13 protein-coding genes are annotated in these 22,004 nt (G+C 68.0%); 12 read left to right on the plus strand and 1 reads right to left on the minus strand.

Features of this window, described 5'->3' with window-relative positions:
- Nucleotide 1 precedes the first annotated feature (1 nt).
- The 5 genes from IPI67_15345 (at nt 2) to IPI67_15365 (ending at nt 10,777) form a co-directional block, all read left to right on the plus strand.
- Nucleotides 2-2,056 carry an NAD(P)-binding domain-containing protein gene (locus IPI67_15345; protein ID MBK7581572.1) on the plus strand — a complete coding sequence of 685 codons (2,055 nt, stop codon included), beginning with the start codon at nt 2-4 and terminating at the stop codon, nt 2,054-2,056.
- Between the two features lie 193 nt (nt 2,057-2,249).
- Entirely contained in the window at nt 2,250-3,875 is a 1,626-nt protein-coding gene (locus tag IPI67_15350) for an ABC-F family ATP-binding cassette domain-containing protein (GenBank protein ID MBK7581573.1), read from the plus strand.
- A gap of 265 nt (nt 3,876-4,140) precedes the next feature.
- Nucleotides 4,141-5,631, plus strand: a complete 1,491-nt coding sequence (locus tag IPI67_15355; protein ID MBK7581574.1) for a VWA domain-containing protein — start codon at nt 4,141-4,143, stop codon at nt 5,629-5,631.
- Between the two features lie 145 nt (nt 5,632-5,776).
- Nucleotides 5,777-9,988 carry a hypothetical protein gene (locus tag IPI67_15360; protein MBK7581575.1) on the plus strand — a complete coding sequence of 1,404 codons (4,212 nt, stop codon included), beginning with the start codon at nt 5,777-5,779 and terminating at the stop codon, nt 9,986-9,988.
- Between the two features lie 21 nt (nt 9,989-10,009).
- Nucleotides 10,010-10,777, plus strand: a complete 768-nt coding sequence (locus tag IPI67_15365; protein ID MBK7581576.1) for a 16S rRNA (uracil(1498)-N(3))-methyltransferase — start codon at nt 10,010-10,012, stop codon at nt 10,775-10,777.
- Here IPI67_15365 and IPI67_15370 read toward each other — a convergent pair.
- Nucleotides 10,767-11,648, minus strand: coding sequence for a radical SAM protein (locus tag IPI67_15370; protein ID MBK7581577.1), 882 nt, complete (start codon nt 11,646-11,648; stop codon nt 10,767-10,769). The two genes, IPI67_15365 and IPI67_15370, sit on opposite strands and share 11 nt — an antisense overlap.
- Before the next feature lie 131 nt (nt 11,649-11,779).
- On the opposite strand from IPI67_15370, the gene IPI67_15375 reads away from it, so the two are divergent.
- The 7 genes from IPI67_15375 (at nt 11,780) to infB (ending at nt 21,978) form a co-directional block, all read left to right on the plus strand.
- On the plus strand, nt 11,780-13,669 hold the full coding sequence (locus IPI67_15375) for a protein kinase (GenBank protein ID MBK7581578.1): 1,890 nt from the start codon (nt 11,780-11,782) through the stop codon (nt 13,667-13,669).
- 78 nt (nt 13,670-13,747) lie between these two features.
- The gene (locus tag IPI67_15380) at nt 13,748-14,269 is read left to right on the plus strand and encodes a DUF1285 domain-containing protein (protein ID MBK7581579.1); all 522 of its coding nucleotides are present in this window, start codon (nt 13,748-13,750) and stop codon (nt 14,267-14,269) included.
- Between the two features lie 59 nt (nt 14,270-14,328).
- Nucleotides 14,329-15,540, plus strand: a complete 1,212-nt coding sequence (locus IPI67_15385; protein ID MBK7581580.1) for a D-3-phosphoglycerate dehydrogenase — start codon at nt 14,329-14,331, stop codon at nt 15,538-15,540.
- A gap of 835 nt (nt 15,541-16,375) precedes the next feature.
- Complete coding sequence (locus tag IPI67_15390) at nt 16,376-16,948, plus strand: ribosome maturation factor RimP (protein MBK7581581.1); 573 nt, start codon at nt 16,376-16,378, stop codon at nt 16,946-16,948.
- A gap of 30 nt (nt 16,949-16,978) precedes the next feature.
- Entirely contained in the window at nt 16,979-18,682 is a 1,704-nt protein-coding gene (gene nusA / locus IPI67_15395; GenBank protein MBK7581582.1) for a transcription termination/antitermination protein NusA, read from the plus strand.
- Nucleotides 18,683-18,706: 24 nt separating this feature from the next.
- Nucleotides 18,707-19,327: a DUF448 domain-containing protein gene (locus tag IPI67_15400; GenBank protein ID MBK7581583.1), complete on the plus strand. Its 621-nt coding sequence runs from the start codon at nt 18,707-18,709 to the stop codon at nt 19,325-19,327.
- Complete coding sequence (gene infB / locus IPI67_15405) at nt 19,324-21,978, plus strand: translation initiation factor IF-2 (protein MBK7581584.1); 2,655 nt, start codon at nt 19,324-19,326, stop codon at nt 21,976-21,978. The genes IPI67_15400 and infB overlap by 4 nt, the downstream gene beginning before the upstream one ends.
- Nucleotides 21,979-22,004 lie beyond the last annotated feature (26 nt).

The following is a 22,004-nucleotide window of genomic DNA, read 5'->3' on the forward strand; positions in this document are numbered from 1 at the left end:
GGTGGCAGACGACAAACCCCTGGTCGAGCTCGCGGCCAAACCGGGCGCCGGTCGTCGGCGTGGTGCGCCGCGCGCCGAGGAGACGAGCGACGTCACGCGGTTTCGTGGCCTGCTTGCCGCGGCCGTGGTGGCGGCGCTCGCGACCCTGGCTTTTGCGACCTGGGGCGCGGGGCTGGGCGGACTCCGCTCGCCGGGACCACAGTCCAGGCCGCATCGCCTGGCCAAGCTCGAGTGCAAGAGTTGCCACGAAGGCGTCGACAAACCCGTCCAGGCGTGTCGGCGCTGCCATGGGGGCTTGCCGTCGGAGCGCCCCGGGCACCAGGCGCTCAGGCAGCGGGGAGAGCTGTCGTGCATCACGTGCCACGCGATTCATCGCGCCGACGAGGGCGTGGCGTTCACTCCCGAGGGAGAGGTGATTCGTTACGGTACCGGCTACGAACAGAAGCTCGCGCAGACCTCGCTGTATCGCCCCGTGAAGAGTGTCAGCGTGCCGCTGATTCCGGCCCGCGCCTGCGCCAAGTGTCATGATCTGAGCCGCAGCGACGATCCGATCCGTGAGTGTCTGATCGAGGGGCAGACCTCCGATGAGCGTCCGACCGTGTGTTTCGACGAACACCGCGCGCTGACGACTCGCGCGGGTGTGGGGGCAAAGGTGGCGCCGGGCGCGACCACCCAGCGGGACGCCGCGTGGGAGGCGGCGCGCACCGTCGCCGGTCTCGGCGGGCGGCGCCCGCTCGCGGGTGTGCTCCGCGGCCCGATCGGCAGCGTCGGCGCGGGCTTATTGGCGGGTCTGCTGGTGTTCGGCGGGCTCGGTCTGCGTGCGCGGCGTCGTGCGAGAAAGGCCAACGCCGCACGCCAGCTGAGCCATCCCGTGCAGCCCTCTCTTGTCAAACGCCTGCCGCAAATCGACGCGACGACTTGCCTTGGTTGTTACGCGTGTGTGGATGCGTGTCCCTACGACGTGCTCGAGGTTCGGCGCTACGTCGCGGTGGTGGCCCGCGCCGACGACTGCTGCGGTCTGACATTGTGTGAGCAGCGCTGCCCGAATGGCTCGCTGGTGGTTGCCGACGGCGAACCGCTGGAAGACCGCCCGCGCGTTCACGAGAGCCTGGAGTCGGTGGACGTGCCGGGCCTGTACATCGCGGGGGATCTGACGGGACTGCCGCTGATCCGCAACGCGATCAATCAGGGTTCCCACGCCATCCGCGAGATCGTCGAGTGTTCGCCGAAGAGTCGCCCGGGAGTGAGCGACGTGCTGATCGTGGGTGCGGGACCTGCTGGCATCAGTGCGGCGCTGGAGGCCAAGGTGCGCGGCGTGTCGGCCACGGTCCTGGAACAGGCGACGGTGGCTGCCAGCATCAAGAGCTTTCCGCGCGGCAAGCTGGTGTTCGATCAGCCGCTCGGCATGCCTCTGGCTGGCGAGCTCTGGCTCGAGGAGTCGACGAAGGAGGAGCTGCTGGCGAAGTGGCTGCGGATCGTGCGGCGAGCGGAGCTCGACATCCGCGAGGGACAGAGGGTCAGCGAGATCCGACGCGGCGCGGACGCGTTCGTGGTCACCACGCTGGACGCGGCCGGAGCGACCGAGCTGCATCGCGCTCGGCACGTGCTCTTGGCCATCGGCCGTCGCGGCACACCGCGCCGCCTCGATGTTGCGATTGCGCCCGAGGCGGAGAGCCACGTGCACTACGCGCTGGTGGACGCTCGGGCGTTTGCCGGTCGGAACGTGGTGATCGTGGGTCTGGGGGACACGGCCATGGAGACTGCCATCGCGCTCGCGCGGCAGTCCGAGACGCGGGTGACGGTCGTGTATCGCGGGGCGGACTTCCGGCGCGGCAAGGCGCGTAACATCGACGAGCTGAAGCGGCTCGCGGAGGAAGGGCGCATCGAGCTTCGTTTCGAGAGTCAGGTCGCCGCGGTGGAGGCGGGCGGGGTCTGGGTGCGGGGGCCGGCGGGCGAGCGGCGGGTGGAGGCGGACGCGGTGTTCGTGTTGATCGGAGCCATCGTGCCGTGGGAGTTCCTGACGCGAATTGGTATTCGGCGGGGTGGGCAGGGCTGAGAGCGGGAGCGGTCGCCGGTGCGGATCTGAATTTCGGGCGCGGCACCGGCACTTCTGCTAGGTTCCGCGCCCTCGCGTTCCCCGACGTCGCCGAGCGTACGGCTTCGAGTGACTCCGGTCCGGGTCGCAGGCACCCGACGAGGCTGGTCTAGCGACCCGCCGCGCCACCACGGAAAGCTGCAGGCAGACGAGCATGATCACCGTAAACGATATCTCGATGAGCTTCGGAGGGCGGGTGCTCTTCGACCACGTGAACGTGACGTTCAACGACGGCGAGCGGTACGGCCTCACCGGCCCCAACGGCGCCGGCAAGTCGACGTTCATGAAGATCTTGTCGAGCGAGCTCGAGCCGGGAACCGGAAGTGTCAGCTGCCGGGGTCGCCTGGGAGTGCTGGAGCAGGATCACGCCATCTACGCCGATCAGCTGATCCTGAACGTGGTCCTCTCCGGACACCGGGTCTTGTGGGAGGCGCTCGAGCAGAAGGCAGAGCTGCTCGGCAAGGGCTCCGAGCTCAGCGACGACGACGGGATGCTCCTGGGCGAGCTGGAGATGACGATCGCCGAACAGGACGGATACACCGCCGAGGGTGAGGCGAGCGCGCTCTTGGTGGGGCTTGGTATTCCGGAGCAGCTGCACACACAGAAGCTCGAGGTGCTTCAGGGCGGCGACCGCGTGCGCGTGTTGCTCGCCAAGGCCTTGTTTGGCAAGCCAGACAGCCTGCTCCTGGACGAGCCGACGAACAGCCTCGACATCTCCAGTATCCGCTGGCTCGAGAGCTTCCTCGTCGACTACAGCGGCGCGCTGGTCGTGATCAGCCACGATCGCCACTTCTTGAACACGGTCTGCAGCAAGATCGCCGACATCGACTACGAGAGTGTCATCGTCTACACGGGCGACTACGACGACATGGTCCGCGCCAAGGCGGAGTCGCGCGGCTCGCTCGAGCTGGCGAACGCGGCTCGTCAAGAGAAGGTCCTGCAGCTGCAAGAGTTCGTGCGGAGGTTTGGCGCCGGAACGCGCGCGACGCAGGTGAAATCCCGCGAGAAGCAGATGGAGCGTGAGAAACAGGCGATGGTGGATCTCAAGCGCTCCAACATCCAGCGCCCGTTCATCCGTTTCGAGCAAGCTCGTCCCAGCGGCCGCAGCGTGCTCAGCGTGCACAATCTGTGCAAGAGCTTCGACTCCGTCGGCATCTGCCAGCGCTTCAACTTGAGTGTGATGCGCGGCGACAAGATCGCGCTCGTCGGGCCGAACGGCATCGGCAAGACCAGCATGCTGCGCATGTTCAACGGAGAGCTGCCTCCCGACGAGGGCGAGGTCGCTTGGGGTTACGAGGCGCGCGTCGGTTACATGCCGCAAGAGCACTCGGAGGCCATCCAGCGCTCGGACCAGAGCGCGCACGCGTGGCTCTGGAGCTTCAACGAGACCGCGGACGAAGAGAGTCTGCGCGCGTTGTTCGGGCGATTGCTGTTCAAGAAGGAAGAGCCGCTCAAGCCCACCAAGGTGCTGTCGGGTGGGGAGACCGTGCGCCTGTTGCTGGCCAAGCTGATGTTGGGTGCGCCCAACGTGCTGCTCCTGGACGAGCCCACCAACCATCTGGATCTGGAGTCCATCCGGGCGCTGACCGAGGCGCTGAGTGTGTACCAAGGCACGTGCATCTTCGTGACGCACGATCGCGACATGGTGGACCGAGTGGCGACGCGCATCCTGGAGATGAGCGTCGAGGGGATCCGCGAGCTGAGCCCCAGCGCCTTCCACGACGGTCAGTTCCTGGTGAAACACGGCGTGTACCAGCACCGCGAAGCCCGGCCCACCTGAGCGCGGGCGGGCGGAGGGCGGGCCCCGAGCAGCTGAGCGCCGGGGCGGGAGCGGGCGCCGGAGCCCGAGCGGGAGCCGGTGCCGGAGCGGGCGCGGGAGCCGGAGCGGGGCCTGAGCGCGGGCGTGCGCCGCGAGCGCGCGGGTCAAATGCCGCGGAAAGCGGCCGCTAAGGCCCCGGCGCAGATCGAATCCATCACCCCGGACGTAGAGTGGGGGCGCGAAGCTGTAAGCCCCAGCCCGGGGCCGCGTTGAAGGAGTCGTCCCGATGAAGGTCAAGAGCGTCGCAGGCCTGGCGGCCGTGGGTATGTTCCTCACGAGCCTGAGCGTGTGGTCGGTAACCAAACCGAGCACGGGCCCCGACGCCATCACGGACGTCGGGAACAACGACCTGACCACGAACAAGGACCCGAACGCCGCTGACCACCCCGGCGCCGCGTTCACCACCGGCAAGACGCTCATGATGGAGGGTCGCCTGGGTCACGGCAAGCTGCTCTCGACCAAAGACAACGCGACCATGCTCCTGGTCAACGTCAGCGCGGACAACAACAGCGCGGCTCCCACCGCCACGCCGCTGAACCTCTCGATCGTCGTCGATCGCTCGGGTTCGATGAAGGGCAGACGCCTCCAGAACGCCATCGACGGCGCGCGCGGCATGGTGCGTCGGCTGCGGGATGGCGACACGGTCAGCGTCGTCTCTTACAACCACGCCGCGGAGGTCCTCGTGGCTCCGACGACGGTCGATTCGTTCAGCAGGGATCGCGTCAGCGCGTCGCTCGCCAGCATCACCGCACAGGGTGACACCTGTATCTCGTGCGGCATCGACGAGGCCATGGCGCAGCTCCGGCAGCGGTCCGGCATGATCGATCGCATCTTGCTGCTCTCGGACGGTGAAGCGACCGCCGGCGTGCGCGACGTGGAAGGCTTCCGCTCCATTGGCGCGCGCATCCGCAACATGGGCGCTAGCATCAGCAGCGTCGGCGTCGACGTCGACTACAACGAACGCGTGATGAACGCGCTCGCGGTGGAGTCGAACGGGCGCCACCATTTCGTCGCGAACGCCGCCGATCTGCCCCGCGTGTTCGACCAGGAGCTGGACACGCTGGTCAAATCACTGGCGAAGAACGCCGAGGTCGCCATCGAGCTCGCGCCGGGCGTCGACGTCGATCGCGTCTTCGACCGGACCTTCCGGCGCGAAGGCCGCAAGCTCCTGATCCCGCTCGGGGGATTCAGCGCGGGTGAGGAGAAGACCTTGCTCGTGTCGCTCAGGGTCCCGCGGGGAGCGGCCGGTGAGCGGCCGATAGCCGACGTGAGGATGACCTACGACGATCTGTCCGGCGGAAACGCGCTGGGTCAGCGCGGCGACTGCCAGGGCAAGCTGAGCGCGCTGCTCACGGAAAACGCGGCTGAGGTCAGTGATCTCGACTCGTTCGTCTCCGCCCGCATGCTGCGCAGCCAGACGGCGGCGGCGCTCACCGAAGCGAACGAGCTGTTTGCCAACGGGCGCAGCGATGAGGCGCGCCGCAAGCTCGGCGCCCGCCTCGATGATCTCAAACAACAGCGCGCAGCCACGCTGGCGCGGGCTCCTTCGCCTGCAAAGGCAAAGCTCGAGGCCGACTTCGACAAACAGTCGAGCGCGCTCGGGCAAGCCAACGACGGTTTTGCATCACCACCCGCCGCGGCGCCCGCAGAGGCCGAGCGCAAGGGACGCGAGCAGGTGAAAGAGAACGCCACCAAGGCGCTCGATCTCGGCTTCTGAACGCCGGAGCCACCGCTGCGCTGCAACGAGCGCACGAGACCGGCGTGATTTTTCCCGCGTGAAGGCTTGTGCTTGCGCTTGAGCAAGAGGAACATCGTCGCCAAGGGAAGCTTCGGGCGTCGGGTCCGAGAGAGCGGAGGATGAAATGAGCGACAACCTGAAAGCGTCGCGGGCGCGCACTGTCACCCGGTTGATTCTGGCGCTGCTCGCCCTTGCGTTGTTCGTAGCGGTGCTCCTGGCCGTTGCCCTGCGGAGGCCGCCGCCGGTGAAGGCCTCTCCGATCCAGGCTCGCCTCGAGCTCGCGGCGGGTGAGGTCAGCGTCGACTCCGGCCAAGGCGCCGAGCGCGCCGTCAGTGGCACCCCGCTGTTTGCCGACGCGAAGATCAGCACCGACAAGGGCGCCCGCGCGCTGGTGCGCCTGCCGGACGGGTCGCGCCTGTTCCTGCGCGGAGAGAGCAGCATCAAGCTCGGTACCGAGGCCGTCACCCTCGAGGCAGGGGAGTACTTCCTCGACGCACCGCCCACGGACAGAAAGGCGATGCTGCATCAGATCGCCGGCACCCTGGTCACGGCGGCCGAAGCGGGTGTTGCGATCCGTCGCGACGGAGCCGACGCCAGCATCTACGTCGCCCGCGGCATGGCGACCGTCAGCGGCAAAGGCGGCCGCGCCGAGGTCAAGGCGGGCGAGCAGGCGGTGGTGAAGGGCGAAGCCGCGCCCAACGTCGCGTCGCTGGCGTTCTGGGAAGACTGGACCGGGGGCATGGCGGACTTTGCTTCCGGCGGCGGAGTGCCCGGCGCCGGAAGCGGCACCATCTACGGCGTCGACGTCGGCGCGATGCCCGGCAGCGCGGCTCGACGTCTGGAGATCAGTCGACAGAACGTGCGCGCCGTGGTGCGCGAGGGGCTGAGCGAGACGGAGGTCGACCAGACCTTCTTCAATCCCGGCGAGCGGGACGTCGAGGGTTGGTACTGGTTCAGCGTGCCCGACAAGGCCAGCGTCACGAGTTTTGCGCTCGAGACCAACGGCACCCTGGTCGAGGGCGAATTCATCGAGTCGAAGGAGGCCGCCGTTCAGTACACCGCCGCCAAGAGCACCGGACATTCTCCGGCCATCTTGGAGTGGGTCGACGGGAAGACCTATCGCGCACGGATCTATCCGATCCGCTCCGGCGGCACCCGACGGGTCGTGCTGCGTTACGTCCAGATCAACCCATCGAACGACGGCAAGCTGACTTTCGTCTACCCGATGGGGCAGGGGGATCCGGTTCGCATCGGCGAGTTCTCCCTCAGCGTCGACCTTGGCGAAGTGGGGCCCAGGATGAAGATCGCCACCTTGGTCGACGCGCGCGTGGAAGGGAACGGCCGCAACGTGACCATGCGCCGCAGCGGTTACACGCCGCGCGCAGATTTTCAGCTCGAGGCGACGCTGCCGGACAAACGCCCGCCGCTCGCGGTGTCTCGTTACAAGGGTGACGGAGAGAGCGCTGACTACGTGATGGTGCGCTACACGCCGGACCTCGACTGGAAGGGCGTGAAGCAACAGCGCGGCGACGTGGTCGTGGTGGTCGACACCTCGGCAGCCGGGGACGAGTCTGCGCGTCAGCTCAAGACCGCGACGGCCGAGTCCGTGCTGCGTGCGCTTTCGGACGAAGATCGGTTCGTGCTCGTCGCCCTCGACGTTCGGCCGACCGTCTTGCACCCGAAAGAGGGCATGGCGTCGGCCAGCGATGGCGAGATCGCCAAGGCGCTCGAGGCCCTGGCCGGACATCCCGCGGGCGGCGCCACGGACATCGCCAGCATGTTCGACGTCTCCCTCGCGCGGTTGCACGCGGCCGAGCAGCCGGCCGTCGTTTACGTTGGCGACGGCAACGCAACCAGCGGTGAGATGAGCGGGGAGCAGATCGTCGAGCGCCTGCGGCGTGCTCTCGGTACGTCGCGCGCGCGCCTGTTCACGGTGGGGGTGGGCTCCGACGCCAACTATCCGCTGCTGGCCGAGCTCGCACGCGCGGGCGGCGGCACGGCGTTCCGCGTCGACGAAGCGGAGCAGACGACGGCACGGGCGCTCGAGCTGACGGCGGCCCTCAAGGTGCCGACCATCACCGATCTCGAGATCGATCTGGGTGCGGGGCTCGACGAGCCCTTCTCGAGCGCGAGCGGCAAGGTGAGCCGCGGGCAAGAGGTGGTAGTGCTCGCACGCAGCCACCACGATTTGCCCAAACGTGTGAAGGTCAAGGGGCGGATTGGCGGGGAGCAGTTCGCCAAGGAGTACGAAGCGGAGCGCGAGACCAGTGTGATCGCGGAGTTCGTGCCGCGGCTCTGGGCAGCCGAGTACATGCGCCGCCTCTTGGGCAACGCCCAAGGACCCGATGCCGAGCGCGGGCGCATCGTCGCGCTCGGGCTGGAGTACGGCCTGATGACGCCGTTCACCAGCATCTTGGCGCTCGAGAGCGAGCGCGCGTATCAGCAAATGGGAATAGGTCGCAAGCGCAGCAAGCTGCGCGGCAAACAGCTCACGTTGCTCGAGATGGACGACGACACGGAGCGGCGGGTCGGGCTCCGCCACGCAGCGCTAACGCCGCCTGGCTTCATGCCGCTCGGTTGCAGCAAGATGGATCCCTTCGGGGGCTCGAACGAGAAGGAAGCGCCCGCCACCCAGAGTGCACCCGAGTCGGCCAAGGCCGGCTACGCCGGGCCCCGCGCCGACATGGCGCAGCGCGAGAGCAACGCCGAGCCGGCCGCGGCCCCCATGCCGGCCTCGCCGGCTTTGGATCCCGCACCCGCGGAGGCCATGGAGGAGAAGACCGAGGTCGGGGCCATGGGTGCGCGCGGCGGTGCGGCCGCGCCCGCTCCGGCGAAGGCGGCGATGCGGCCGCGAGCCCGGCCCATGAAGCTCGACGGGGACGACGAGGCCGACAAACCGGCGTCGGGGCCCACGCCGACGCCCACGGCGCCGCCCATGCTCGAGAAGAAGAAGGTCGCAGAGGTCGCCAAGGATCAGGGGCTCGGGCGAGCCAACCAGAAACAACTCGCCGATGTTGATCGGACCGCTGGTGGCAAGCTTGGCGGTGGCTGGCAGCCGACGCTGCAGACCTGCAGTGACGCCGCAGCGCGCCCGCTCCGGGAGCGGGTCTTGCTCTGGCAGAAGCGGCTGAAGACGGCTCGGAATCCGAGTGACATCACCCAGCGCTACGACGCGGCGGTAGCATCGTGCGAGCTGTCGGACTGGCGCGCGGAGCGCACGTTCCTCGACCTGATGCAGCGTCGTGTCGACGGCGAAGCGTCCGCAACGGTGGTGCTCTCCCACTTCTCGGGTCGCCCCGAGGTGCAGAAGTTCCTTGCCAAGTTGCTCCTGCGCCGAGCGGTGGACGCTCGGCTCGTGGCTGCAGTGGAGCGTGCGCTGTTCGGCACTGCGGTGGACTGGGTGAAGCTCGACCTGGATCTGTCGGAGCTCGAAGACGTCGAAAAACGCATCTCCAAGGTGCGCGAAGCCATCGCCAAGGCGCCGGAAGATCCCAACGGCGGCGTGCGTCTGGTCAAGCTGCTGGTCGAGGCCGACAAGAAGGACGAAGCGGTCGCCCTCGGACGGCGCCTGCGAGATCAAGGCTTCTTGACCCCCAACATCGCGCGGGAGATCGGCGATGTCCTGGCCCGCGCCGGCTTCGAGGACGACGCCGTGCGGACCTACTCCGAGATCGTCGAGTTCGATCCGGACGGCATCGACTCGCGGCGGCTCCTGGGCGACATCTATCTGGGTCACGGCTGGTACGAGCCGGCTTACAGCCAGTACCGCACGATCACGGAGATGGCGAAGGACGACGCGCTCGGTTGGCTCAGGCTCGCTGCGGCTGCGGCGGGCGCGGGGCGCATCGACGAGGCCTTGCGGCTCGAGCGTAAGATCGCCAACGCGCAGGGCACGCCCGGACCCACGGATCCGCGTCGCTGGGCTCGCATGTTGTCGGCGGCCCGGCTGGCGCGACTGATCGACAAACCTCCGCAGGGCGCCAACCCCGAGAGTGTGAAGCGCGAGCTGAAGGAGCTGCAGCTGTTCAGCGGACAAGGCACGCTCGTCTTGCTCACCTGGGAAGATCTGACGGCGGATCTGCAGCTCGTCTCCCAGCTCGACGGCAAGGACGTCGGTCTCGGGGAGGCCACGGACGCTGCCAAGTCTGGGCTGTCGTCGCTCCTGATGACGTCGCAAGACTTCGAGCACGCGGCGTTCGCCGCGCGTCTCCGGAGCCCACGCCGCGACGCGCCGACGAAGCTCTTCCGGCAGGACGTGAGCTGGAACGGCAAGGACTTCAAGGTGACCATCAAGCCCATCGAGCTGCCGGCGAAGAGCGCGGACGTCGCGCTCTAGGGCCAGCGGCGCCAGCGAGCCGTGAACCTGCTCCTGTTCGAACGAACGGAGGTCGGCGAGGCCTCTCGGGTCGTCCTCGCCGACGCGCGCGGAGCGCACCTGACTCGGGTGCTCCGCGTGGTTGTCGGAGACGAGGTCCGGGCCGGCGTGATTGGTGGGCCCGTCGGGACTGCCAGAGTGCTCGAGCTCGACGCGGAGCGGGTCGTGCTCGACGTCGCGGCGGTCCTCGGCGGGAGCGTGCCAGACCGGCCGCGGGTCGATCTGGTCCTCGCCCTGCCGCGTCCCAAGGTTTTCGCGCGGCTGCTGCCCGACATCACTGCCCTGGGTGTGGGCAGTGTATGGGTGACCGGCGCCGCGCGCGTCGAACGCTACTATTTCGACTCGCATCGGCTGGATGCCGACGAGATCCGCCGCCGCTGCCTCGAGGGGCTGACCCAAGCGCGGGACACGCGCTTGCCCGCGATCAGCGTCCAGCGATCGCTCGAGAGCACCGTGAAAGACCGCCTACCGCCGGGTGGTCGCCGGGTTTTTGCCGATCTTCCTCGGGGCAGTGACGCGGGCGACCTGCGCGAGAGCTGCGCCGCGCTTCGCCCCGAGGAGCGGATCGTGATCGCCATTGGTCCCGAGGGCGGTTGGCTCGATGCCGAGCGGGCGCTGCTGGACAGAGCGGGATTCGTGGCCATGAGTCTCGGTCCGCGGGTGCTCAGCGTCGGGGTCGCGTGTGCGGTGGCGCTCGGCCTCGCTCACGCAGCGCTTCGCAGTCGGGCTGACGTTCCGCTCACGCGCTGACCTTCACCGTGAGGCCGAGGGCCCGGATGCGGCGTGCGAGTTGCTCGAGCACCTCCGGCGACACCTTGTCTAGCTGTGGGGCCTCGGGCTGATGGGAGGCACGAGCCAACGTGTAGAGGTGCACCCCAGCGAGCGGCACGCCATCGCGGCGGAGCTCACGGAGCAGCTTCAGGTAGGCGTGCTCCTCGCGGGCGTCGGGAGTGGCGCCATGCCACGAAAACCAGCACGTCTGCAGCCACGTGGGGCAGGCCAGGGCGGCGGTTCGGAGTTTCTCCGCGTGGTCCTCGGGGGACGCGTGGCAATTATTGACGCGCAGGCTGCCTTCGGCGGTGGCGCTATCCAGTTTGAACCAGATTTCTCCGTGGTGTTTCGCCATGCTGCGAACCGCGTCGAGCACCGGGGGTTTTCCGAGCATCGACCCGTTCGTGATCAGTATTAACCGCAGCGGGGGGGCGATGTTCCGCGCTTCGAGTGTCCGTACCACTACGTCCAGCGCGGCTGGGAAATCTGGCGAGGTCGTGGGTTCGCCGTTGCCGGAGAAGGCCACGTCGTTCAGCCGGCGTGCGCCCTCGGGCACCGAGCGTTGCATGAAATCGCCGTGCACGATGGCGTCGAGCATTTCGCCCAGCTCACGCTCCAGGAGCTCGAGATCGATGCGCGGCCCCTTGCCGAGAATCAGCCCCGGCACCTGACAGTAAACGCAGCGCCAATTGCAGGCGTTGTTCGGGTTCAGGTTGATGCCGACGCTCACTCCACCGGCGCGGCGCGAGACCACGGGATACACGTGGACCATGCCCGCGACGGAGCGCGAGTGATCCGTAACTTCGAGCGGGGCAAGTGTTTCGAGCCGATCAATCACTTGCCAGAGCATAACGCCGCAGACGGGTGGGTGACATCCGGCGGGAAAACCCAGGGAACCGCGCGCTCGGCTTGATCCCGGTGGGGGGCGTGCTTTCCTCAGTCCTCACCAATGCGTAGGTCGGAAGCAATGGGGACGGACGCGTGAGCGACGATGGGCGCGCTCACGACGCCGGCCAGGTGGCTGACACGGGGCCGCGACCTGCGGACCCGATGGTCGGCACGGTGCTCAAGGGTACTTACCAGGTGCTGCGCCGAGTCGCGGAAGGCGGCATGGGTGTCGTCTACGAAGGCGAGCACGTGCGCCTCAAACGCCGTGTCGCGATCAAGGTGCTGCTCTCGCAGTACGCGCGTCACCCCGAGGTGCTCGCGCGCTTTCGCCGGGAGGCCGAGATCGTCGGCGGCCTGGGTCATCCGCACATCGTGCAGGTCTTCGACGTCGACGAGACGGATACGAAGGATCCGTTCTTGGTCATGGAGTATCTCGAGGGAGAGACCCTGGCCGAGCGCCTCGAGCGGGAGCCGCGGCTGCCGCTTGCCGCTGCGCTCCGGGTCGCGACGCAGGTGGCGTCGGCCCTGACCAGCACCCACCTCAAGGAGATCGTTCACCGGGACTTGAAACCGGAGAACGTATTTCTGGTCAAGGCGACCGGCGAAAAGGAGTTCGTCAAGGTCCTCGACTTTGGCATCAGCAAGGTGCGCGGCGGCGGCCCGCGGCTGACAGCGCAGAACATGGTGATCGGCACACCCGCGTACATGGCGCCAGAGCAGGCGCGCGGTGAACGAGACGTGGACCACCGGGTCGATCAGTTCGCGCTGTCGGCCATCACCTACGAAATGCTGACGGGCCAGCTGCCGTTCCCCGGGGAAGATCCGGTGGAGATCATGAAGGGCGTGATCGGCGCGGACCCGATCCCATTGCGAAAGATTGCTTCGTGGATCCCCGAGGCCGTCGAGAATGTGGTGCTGCGCGGACTGTCGAAGAAACCGGCGGATCGCTTCTCCACCATCGCCGAGTTCGCGGCGGCGCTCGATCGGGCCGTCACCAGCGCGACCGCCACGTCCGCCAGCGAGCGTCGTACCGTGGCCGCGCCGATTTCCGAGGCGCCGGACCCGCCGGACGCTGCTAGCGCACCCAACGCTGCCAGCTCACGGAGCGCCGCGAGCTCGCCACCGAAATCGGCAGAAAAAATCGGCCCGGCTGGCACCTACAGTGCGCGGCCGAGCCAGTCCGTCGAAAAGATCCCGACCTCCGTCGCTCGCAACGAAAAGCCGACCCCACCGGCGCAGAGCCGGCAGCTGGAGCCCGCGCGTCCCCAGCGGGCGCCGAGCATCTCGATGATCCCGTCCAAGGGCCCGTTGCTGGACGAAGGTCGCATGCCCACTGCGCCCGCGCCAGAGAATCTGGTCGACCGCGTTGGTCCCGTGTCGCGGAGGCCGGTGACGCCCGGACCGCGCGCCGGGAGCTCGGAGCCACCTGCGCCGGAGTCTCGCCGTGGTCGGGACGGGCAGCTGCGCCTCGACGTTCCCCCGAGTGTACCGCCCTACGAGCGGATTTCTCGCGTGCCTTCCTCGCCCCCGAGCTCACCGCCACCAGAGAGCCGCGAACGAGCGCTCACGCCCGCCGGCTCGGGCGCTCGCAACGCCGTGCGCGCGCAGCGAGCGCTCGAAGAGGCGCGCGCCGCGCTCAAGCTGGGTCGCCTCGACGAGGCGGTGGAGCACGCCGAGAAATTGCTGGAGCTGGCCGTGTTCGGCAAGGAGACGGGGGTCTACGAGGTATTGCGTGCCGGCATGCCGGTCGTTGATCACATTTTCGAAGCGCGGGTGGGTCCGCTCGATCGCACCCTCGAAATTACCGCTGCGGCTCGCGATCAGAAGAAGATGAACCTGTCGAGCAAGGCGGCGTTCGTGCTCGCGTGCGCCGAGGGTGGCGTGACAATCCAGGAAGCGATCGATGTCTCGGGCATCCCGCGCCGCGACGTGATCCGTATGCTCGCCGGGCTGATGCGGCGCGGGGCGTTGGTTCCGCACTGAGCGCATGCAAGGCGCACCAGCGGGCGACTGGCGGAGGCGCTGGTGGCGCGCGCTGCTAGACTCTCGTTCCACGCCCAAGTGAAACCCGCCGACCACCCCGAGTTCTTCCGCTGGCCCGCCCCCGAGGGGCGCTCGCGGGAGAGCACCATTCGTCTGGATGAGAACGGACACTTCTGGCACGACGGCGCCCGCGTCGAACACCTCGGCATGCAGAAGGCGTTTGCCTCGTGGATCGCGCTCCACCCCGAAGACGGACGGTTCATCCTGACCAATGGCTGGGACTGGACGTACTTCACTGTCGACGACGTGCCGTTCTTCGTGAAGGGCCTGCACATCGACGGAGACACGGTGCAACTTCGCCTCTCGGACGATAGCCGCGAGGAGCTGGACCCCACATCCCTGTCCGTCGCCGACAACGACGCCGTCTACGTGCGCGTCAAGCAGGGGCGCTTCGACGCGCGCTTCACCCCCGAGGCGCAGACCGGTTTGGGCCCGCTCTTGGCCGAGAGCGACGCCGGTGAGCCCGTGCTCTCGCTGGCCGGTGTTCGCCATGCCATCCCCGCACGGCGCCGACGGCGGCCCCCAGAAAGCCCGGAGTAGAGATTGGATGGCGCTGCCTGTTCGAAAACGCTTCCGCTCGTGATAGAAGCGTCGCCCTCATGAAGGTCCTGGTAGCGGACAAGCTCAACCCGGCGGCGCTCGACGAGATGCGGACGCTGGGCGTCGAGGTGGTGTACCAGCCGGAGATCAGCGTCGATGAGCTCCCAGCGGCGGTCAAGGACGTCAACGTTCTCGTCGTGCGCGGCACGACGGTGCGCGCCGACGCGATGAAGGCCGGCGTGATGCTGAACCTGATCATTCGCGCGGGTGCCGGCGTGCGTAACATCGACGTGAAGACCGCGAGTGAGCGCGGCATCTACGTGGCCAACTGCCCAGGCAAGAACGCCTCCGCCGTGGCGGAGCTCACCATGACCCTGATGGGCTGCCTGGATCGGCGTGTGCCGGACGCGGTCAGCAGCTTGCGCTCGGGCAAGTGGGCCAAGGAAGAGTTCGCGAAGGCCAAGGGCCTTCGGGGCCGACGCCTGGGTATCGTCGGGTTCGGACACGTCGGTCGCGCAGTCGCGCGGCTCGCTGTGGCGTATGGGCTCGACGTGCACGCCTACAGTCGCTCGTCGATCCCGGCGCGAGCGGCGGAGCTCGGCGTCGGCTGGGCGCCCAACGTGCTCGAGCTCGCAAAACGCTCCGACATCTTGAGCGTTCACCTCGAGCTCAGCCAGCGGACTCGCGGCATCATCTCGCGGGAGGTGCTCGACGCGCTGCCGAACGGCGCGACCTTCGTGAACACCGCGGACCCCGGTCTCGTTGATTGGGCTGCGCTCACCGAGCTCGCCCCGATGAAGGATCTGCGCGTCGGACTCGACGTGCTGCCGAACGAGCCGGACACACGGGTCGCCGACTACGACAACCCCATCTTGCACGCGGGCCTGGTCTACGCGACGCCCCACATCGGCGCCTCGACGGACGAAGCGCAAGTTGCGATAGCCGCGGAGACTGTGCGAATTTTGCGCAGTTTCTTGGTCAAGGGTGAGGTGCCGAACGTGGTCAACATCGCCGCCTCGACCCGCGGGCGCTACGTGCTCGTGGTGCGCTTCCTGGACAAGGTGGGCGCGCTCGCCAACGTGCTCGGCGTACTGAAGCGTCACGCCATCAACATCCAGGAGCTCGAGAACACCGTGTTCGAGGGCGGCCGCGCAGGCTGCGCCAAGATCCGCACTGACACGCGGCCGAGCGAAGGCTGTCTTACCGAGATGATGGCGTTCACCGACGAAGTGCTGCACGTCGATCTGGTCACTCTGCCGAACCTCGCGTGATCGAGGGACACCCCCCCCCGCTGCCCGCCCGCACCTGGCAGCCTCGGCACGTGCGCCAAACGCATCGTCGCGCGGCGACCGTCCGGAGCAGGCGTCGTCCCGCACGCCGCCCGGCCGTGTTCGACCGGGACGCGGGTGTGGGGTGTCCGAGCGGTCGCAATCCGGTCCCCGGGTGGCGGAAGTTCATGGTCGGCGGGTCGAAGCTGACCTCGAACCCGAGCGCGCTCCGGGGTCGAGCAGCGTGGAGCGTTCTCCGCGTGCTGCGCTCCCGCACGCTTGGCGGCCGCGTGTTGCGCTCACGCACGCTTCCGTCGACCTGACTCGGCGCTCCGCCGAGGTGGAGCTCGCACGGTGCTCGGCGCGTGCTTGGAGATCCGCGCGGTAGCGCCAAGCGTCCGCTCGAATCACGGAGCGTCGCGAGGGCTCCGTGCTCGGGTGGCCTGAGCTCGCCGGGCGGGGCGCCTCCGCGAATGCGGCTGACTTGGTCGAGCGCAGCCACGCTCGAGCCAGGCCGCCTCGCTCGGGCCCGCGGGGCCCGCCCATCCACCCCGGCCCCCGACCCGGGCCTGGCCCAGCGAGCCGGGAGCCTGCCTCGCCACGGACCCCGGGCCCGGCGTTCAAGTATCTGGCCGGAAATTCGCGCTTATCCGCGCAGCTTGCGCTGGCCCGCGGCGTCGGTTAAATAGCCGGCCGACAACTCGGGTGGATCCTTACGGACCCCCTAATGGGGTCCGTTTTTTTTTGGCCGGGGCCCGCTAACTCGGCCGGAAAGCTTGGGGCCACTCGAGCGCGGGGTACGGCCGAGCCCTATCCCCGAGTCTGATCAACGCTCCTCATGTCCACGATAGCCCACGATCGCCTGCCTGGTCTCGACCGCGAGCGAATGCTTGCCGCGGTGGAGCCCGTGCTTCGCGCGCACGGCGTCGAGGGAGTCGAGCTCATCTGGCGGACCGACCGCAGCGGCTGGCTGCTGGAGCTGACCATCGAGCGACCCGGGACGCGCGTGCCGGGTGAAGGCGTGACTCTCGCCCTGTGCACGGACGTATCCCGCGATCTCAGCGCAGCGCTCGACGTCGCCGAGGTCTTGACCCACGCCTATCGGCTCGAGGTTGGATCTCCGGGTCTCGATCGCGCGCTCTACTCCGGCGACGACTACGCGCGCTTTGCGGGTCAGACCGCGAAACTGAAGCTGCGAGAGGCGCTCGACGGGCAAAAGGTGGTCCACGGAACGCTTCACGGGCTCAACGACTCGGGTCAGGTAGAGCTGGAGACCGACAAAGGCCTCTGCTCGCTCGAGCTCGAGAACATCGAAAGCGGGCGCCTCACGTTTTCTTGGGGGGGCAATGCTCGCAAAGGCAAGTCGAAGGGAAAGGGGCCCGCGCGGCGGGCATCCGGCCACGGGCGCTGAGCCCGCGGTTCTGAGCACGGAGACAAGAACATGGCAGCGCACGCAGCGGGTTTGGACGTCGACCTTGGTGGGATCGTCGAGCAGGTCGCCTCGGAGAAGGGGATCGACAAACAGATCCTGATCGAGACGATGGAGGCCGCCATTCTCAAGGCCGCCCAGGCAGCGTTCGGTCCGACTCGAGAGCTCGAGGCTCGGTTCAACGAGGACAGCGGTCAGATCGACCTGTTTCAGTACATGACCGTGGTCGAGGCGGTCGCGGATTCGGAGCGCGAAATCGCGCTGGACGTCGCCCGCAAACACGGGCTCGAAGCCGAGGTCGGAGAGGAGCTGGGCTTCCAGGTCTTCTGGCACCCCCGCGACGCCGAGAAAGCCCGGCAGCAGGACAAAGAGTTCGGCGCCGTGCTCGACATGAAACAGGCGCGCAGCACGTTCGGGCGCATCGCGGCGCAGACCGCCAAACAGGTGCTGCTGCAGCGCGTGCGCGATGCCGAGCGCGACATCATCTACAACGAGTACAAGGACCGCCAGGGTCAGCTCATTCGCGGCATCGTTCGGCGCTTCGAGAAAGGTCACAACATCGTGGTCGATCTCGGGCGGACGGAGGGCATCTTGCCCGCCCGCGAGCAGACGCCGCGGGAGACCTATCGCCCCGGTGATCGCATCGTTGCCTTCGTGAAGGACATCGACCGCGAGGCCCGCGGTCCGATGATCATCCTCAGCCGCTCGGCGCCCCCGCTGGTGGACAAGCTGTTCGAGGCGGAGGTGCCGGAGATCTACGAAGGTATCGTCAAGATCGTCGGCGTCGCCCGGGAGCCGGGCAGCCGCAGCAAGATCGCCGTGACCACCCGGGATTCGGACGTCGATCCGGTGGGAGCGTGTGTCGGTATCAAAGGCTCGCGCGTGCAGGCGGTGGTGCAAGAGCTGCGGGGCGAGAAGATCGACATCGTGCCGTTCGACAAGGATCCGGCGCGCTACATCATCAACGCCATCCAGCCCGCCGAGGTGAACAAGGTGATCGTCGACGAGGCGGACCATCGCATGGAGCTCGTGGTTCCGGACGAGAAGCTCTCGTTGGCCATCGGCCGCAAAGGCCAGAACGTTCGCTTGGCCTCCCAGCTCACGGGCTGGAAGCTCGACATCATCAGCGAGAGCAAGTTCAAGCAGATGGAAGAGGAGGCGCTGCAAGCGCTCCGCGAGATCGACGAGGTCGACGAGGATCTGGCTCGCGCCATGTACCGCTTGGGCTTCCGCGCCCTGGAGGAGATCGCCGAGGCGGACGTCGCCGAGCTGGTGTCGATCCAGGGTGTGGGCACGCCCGAGGCCGCACAGTCACTGAAGCTGCGCGCCGAGTCGAGCATGGAGCGCATGCGTCGCGAGCGCATCGAGCAGTCGGCCAGCCGGGTCGAGGCGCTGACGGAGAAAGAGCGCCTGCGCTTCGTGCGTGGGGTCGGACTCAGGACCGCACAGCTGCTCGAAGAGGCGGGCTACAAGACCGTCGCCGAGCTGAGCCGGGAGGACGCCGATCGCCTGGCGATCCGCACCGGGCTCGGGATCAAGAAGGCACGCCTGATCCAGCAGGGGGCACTGCACTTCCTCGATCACGAAGCCAAAGAGATCGATCTCGCGCGGGCGAAGTTCGCGGCGGAGGCGGCGGAAGCGGCGGAAGCGGCGGCGGAAGCCGGGGCTGCCGAGCCGGGGACTGCTGAGCCCGAGCCTGCGCGCGTGGAGGAGTAGAGCGAGACCCTGCCGATGTTGAGCATGACCGAACGAGAACCCGCCCGCGGCTCGATCCGCACCTGCGTGGGCTGCCATGAAGAGGCAGCCCCGGCGGGGCTCGTGCGCTTCGTGCTGACGCCGGAGGGCGGATTGGTGCCCGATCTCGGCGGAGGCAGTCACGGCCGCGGGGCCTGGGTCCACGCTCGCGCCAAGTGCATCAGCGAAGCCTGTCGCAAGGGGTTCATGAAGAGCTTCAAGTCCGCGGTCGAGGCCGACCCCGCGGTGCTTTCGGAGTTGATCGCGCGCGCAGCCGAGCGTCGCATCTTCGCCTTGCTGGCGTCGGCCCTCGGCTCCCGTCGACTCGTGGTCGGCGCGGCTGAGGTCAAAGAGGCGCTCGGGCGCAGACAAGCTCGCCTCGTGATCGTGGCGACCGACGCGCGCGCCGCGGCGGAGTCCCACGAGGTGCGCGCCGCAATCGCGTCGGGCCTGGCTCGCGCGTGGGCAACGAAATCAGAGCTCGGGCGGGCTACCCACCGCACCGAGACGGGCATAGTGGCGGTCCTCGACCCGGGGCTCGGCCGCGCCCTTGCACAAACTATTGACTGGGCTCACACGGCGGAGCCGACAATTGCAGCCGGTGGGGATCCCCCCACGGAGGAATGACGAAGATGCGTGTCTACGAGATCGCCCGGGATCTGGGCATCGACAACAAGTCCCTGGTGGCTTTGCTGCAGTCGATTGGGGTCGCCGATGTGCGTAACCACATGAGTGTGGTCGGTCCGGACGCAGTCGAGCGTGTAAAACGCCACCTCGACAAACAATCCGCGCCGAAGGCCGCTGAAGAGCGCATCCGCCCGACCGTCGTCAAGCGACGTGCGCCCGCGCGCCCGGCTGCCCCGGCTGCCGAAGTAAAAGTGACCGAGGCGCATCCGCAGGACACGCGCCAAGCGTCGTCCCCGGTCGCGGCGTCATCGCCTCGTGCGTCGGAGCCCATGCGGTCGGCACCGGTCAGCTCGCCGCAGCCGCTGCCCAGCGCCCCGCGTCACGAGCCGCCTCCGCCTGTGATGGAGCCGCCGCCGGTCGTTGAAGAAGTATCGCCGCCAGCGTCCGCCCCCGCGGCACCGCCTCTGCCGTCCGCTCCCATGGCGTCTGCGCCTGCGGCAGCACCCGAGCCAGCCGTTGCGGCGGCTCCAGCCGAGGCAGGCCCCGTCGAGAGTGCGGCTCCAGCTGCCGAGGCGCCTGCCGTCGCGCCGCCGCCCCCGGCGCCCCGCCCGTCGAGCCCACCGAAGACCGGCATCGAGGTCTGGGAGGGGCGCCCGGGTGTCACCATGCCGGTGCGCACGCAGCCGACGCCCCGGCGGGTGCAGTACGACGCCAAGGCAGGCTCAGGGCTCGGTGCGCGCGGCCCGCGTGGCCCCGGCGGCCCCGGCATGAACCGCGGCCCCATGGGGCGTCCCGGCCAGCACATGCGCGGTCGTGGGATCGGCCAGTTCTCGAAGCCCAAGGGCACCGGGCAGGTCGTCACGCAAGAGCGCTCGGCTCACAAGAAGGTCGTCAAGATCGAGGGCTCGGTGAACCTGCAGATGCTCGCAGGTCGTATGGGCATCAAGGCGACGGAGGTGCTCATGAAGCTGATGCGCCTCGGTATGACCGGCGTGAACATCAACAGCACTCTCGACGCAGATACCGCGAAGATCGTCGCATCCGAATTCGGCTGGGAAGTGTCCGACGTCGCGGTGAGTGAAGAGGAAGCGCTCGTTGCGGCGCAGGGGCTCGACGCCGAGGAAGATGTCGATCTCGACACCGTCGGTCGAGGTCCAGTCGTCACCGTGATGGGCCACGTCGATCACGGAAAGACGAGCTTGCTCGACAAGATCCGCAAGGCCAACGTGGTCGCGGGCGAGGCGGGCGGCATCACGCAGCACATCGGCGCCTATTCGGTGGAGACACCGCATGGCCGCATCGCATTCCTGGACACCCCGGGTCACGAGGCGTTCACGGCAATGCGTGCGCGCGGCGCGCAGACCACCGACGTCGTCATCTTGGTGGTCGCCGCCGACGACGGCGTGATGCCCCAGACCGTCGAGGCGCTGAACCACGCGAAGGAAGCCGGCGTTCCGATCGTGGTTGCCATCAACAAGTGCGACAAACCCGACGCTCAGCCCGAGCGCGCGCGGCGCGAACTCTCCGAGCATGGGCTGGTCCCCGAGGAGTGGGGCGGTGACACCATGTTCGCCGAGGTCAGCGCCCACACCGGCGCAGGCATCGACGAGCTGCTCGAGAAGGTCGTGCTGCAGTCCGAGGTCCTCGAGCTCAAGGCGAATCCCGACAAACCGGCGACCGGTGTCGTGATCGAAGCCGAGCTCGACCGGGGCCGTGGCCCGGTCGCTACCATCCTGGTTCAGGACGGCACGCTGAACCGCGGGGACGCGATCCTGGCCGGAGCGGCGTGGGGCAAGGTCCGCGCAATGTTGGACGACCGAGGGCGCAGCCTGGCGTCGGCCGGACCCTCGACCCCCGTGTCCATCGTGGGTCTCGACGACGTTCCGTCGGCGGGTGACCCGGTTCACGTGATCAAGGACGTGAAGAAGGCACAAGAGATTGCGGACAGCCGCAAGAACCGCGAGCGGCGCAGCCTCATGCCGGGCACCGCTCGCATCTCGCTCGAGGATCTCGCGAAGGCCATGTCGGACACCGATCAGCTCGAGCTCAAGCTGATCATCAAGGCGGATGTGCAGGGCTCGGTCGAGGCACTGCGGGAGTCGCTGATGAAGCTCACCACCGAAAAGGTGAAGGTGGGTGTCGTGCACGCCGCCGTGGGCGCCATCACCGAGGGCGACGTCAACCTCGCTGTGGCGGCCAAGGGCATCATCATAGGTTTCAACGTGCGGCCCGCGGGCAAAGCCACGAGCCTCGCCCAGCAAGAGGGCGTCGAGATCCGCCAGTACAGCATCATCTACAACGTGGTGGACGACGTGAAGGCCGCCATGGAAGGCCTGCTCGCGCCGACCCTGGTCGAGAAAGCACTCGGCAAAGCCGAGGTCCGTCAGGTGTTCAAGCTCAGCAAAGCGGGCACCATTGCCGGCAGCATGGTGATTCAGGGATTGGTCCGCCGCAGCGCCACCGCGCGCCTGGTGCGCGACAACACCGTGATCTGGACCGGCAAGGTCTCCAGCCTCAAGCGCTTCAAGGACGATGCCCGCGAGGTCAAGGAAGGCTTCGACTGCGGTATCGGACTCGAGGGCTACAACGACCTCAAAGAGGGCGATTTCGTCGAGTTCTTCGAGATGGAAGAGGTCAAGCAGACGCTTTGACCCGCGCTCGGGCCACAGCCATCTCG

The sequence above is a fragment of the Myxococcales bacterium genome, assembly GCA_016706225.1.
Lineage (GTDB): Bacteria > Myxococcota_A > Polyangia > Polyangiales > Polyangiaceae > JADJKB01.

What these genes read in the sequence shown, in the direction of transcription:
- IPI67_15350 (MBK7581573.1), top strand. Translation starts at nt 2,250, where the DNA reads ATGATCACCGTAAACGATATCTCGATGAGCTTCGGAGGGCGGGTGCTC.
- IPI67_15355 (MBK7581574.1), top strand. Translation starts at nt 4,141, where the DNA reads ATGAAGGTCAAGAGCGTCGCAGGCCTGGCGGCCGTGGGTATGTTCCTC.
- IPI67_15360 (MBK7581575.1), top strand. Translation starts at nt 5,777, where the DNA reads ATGAGCGACAACCTGAAAGCGTCGCGGGCGCGCACTGTCACCCGGTTG.
- IPI67_15370 (MBK7581577.1), bottom strand. Translation starts at nt 11,648, where the DNA reads ATGCTCTGGCAAGTGATTGATCGGCTCGAAACACTTGCCCCGCTCGAA.
- IPI67_15385 (MBK7581580.1), top strand. Translation starts at nt 14,329, where the DNA reads ATGAAGGTCCTGGTAGCGGACAAGCTCAACCCGGCGGCGCTCGACGAG.
- IPI67_15390 (MBK7581581.1), top strand. Translation starts at nt 16,376, where the DNA reads ATGTCCACGATAGCCCACGATCGCCTGCCTGGTCTCGACCGCGAGCGA.
- nusA (MBK7581582.1), top strand. Translation starts at nt 16,979, where the DNA reads ATGGCAGCGCACGCAGCGGGTTTGGACGTCGACCTTGGTGGGATCGTC.
- IPI67_15400 (MBK7581583.1), top strand. Translation starts at nt 18,707, where the DNA reads ATGACCGAACGAGAACCCGCCCGCGGCTCGATCCGCACCTGCGTGGGC.
- infB (MBK7581584.1), top strand. Translation starts at nt 19,324, where the DNA reads ATGACGAAGATGCGTGTCTACGAGATCGCCCGGGATCTGGGCATCGAC.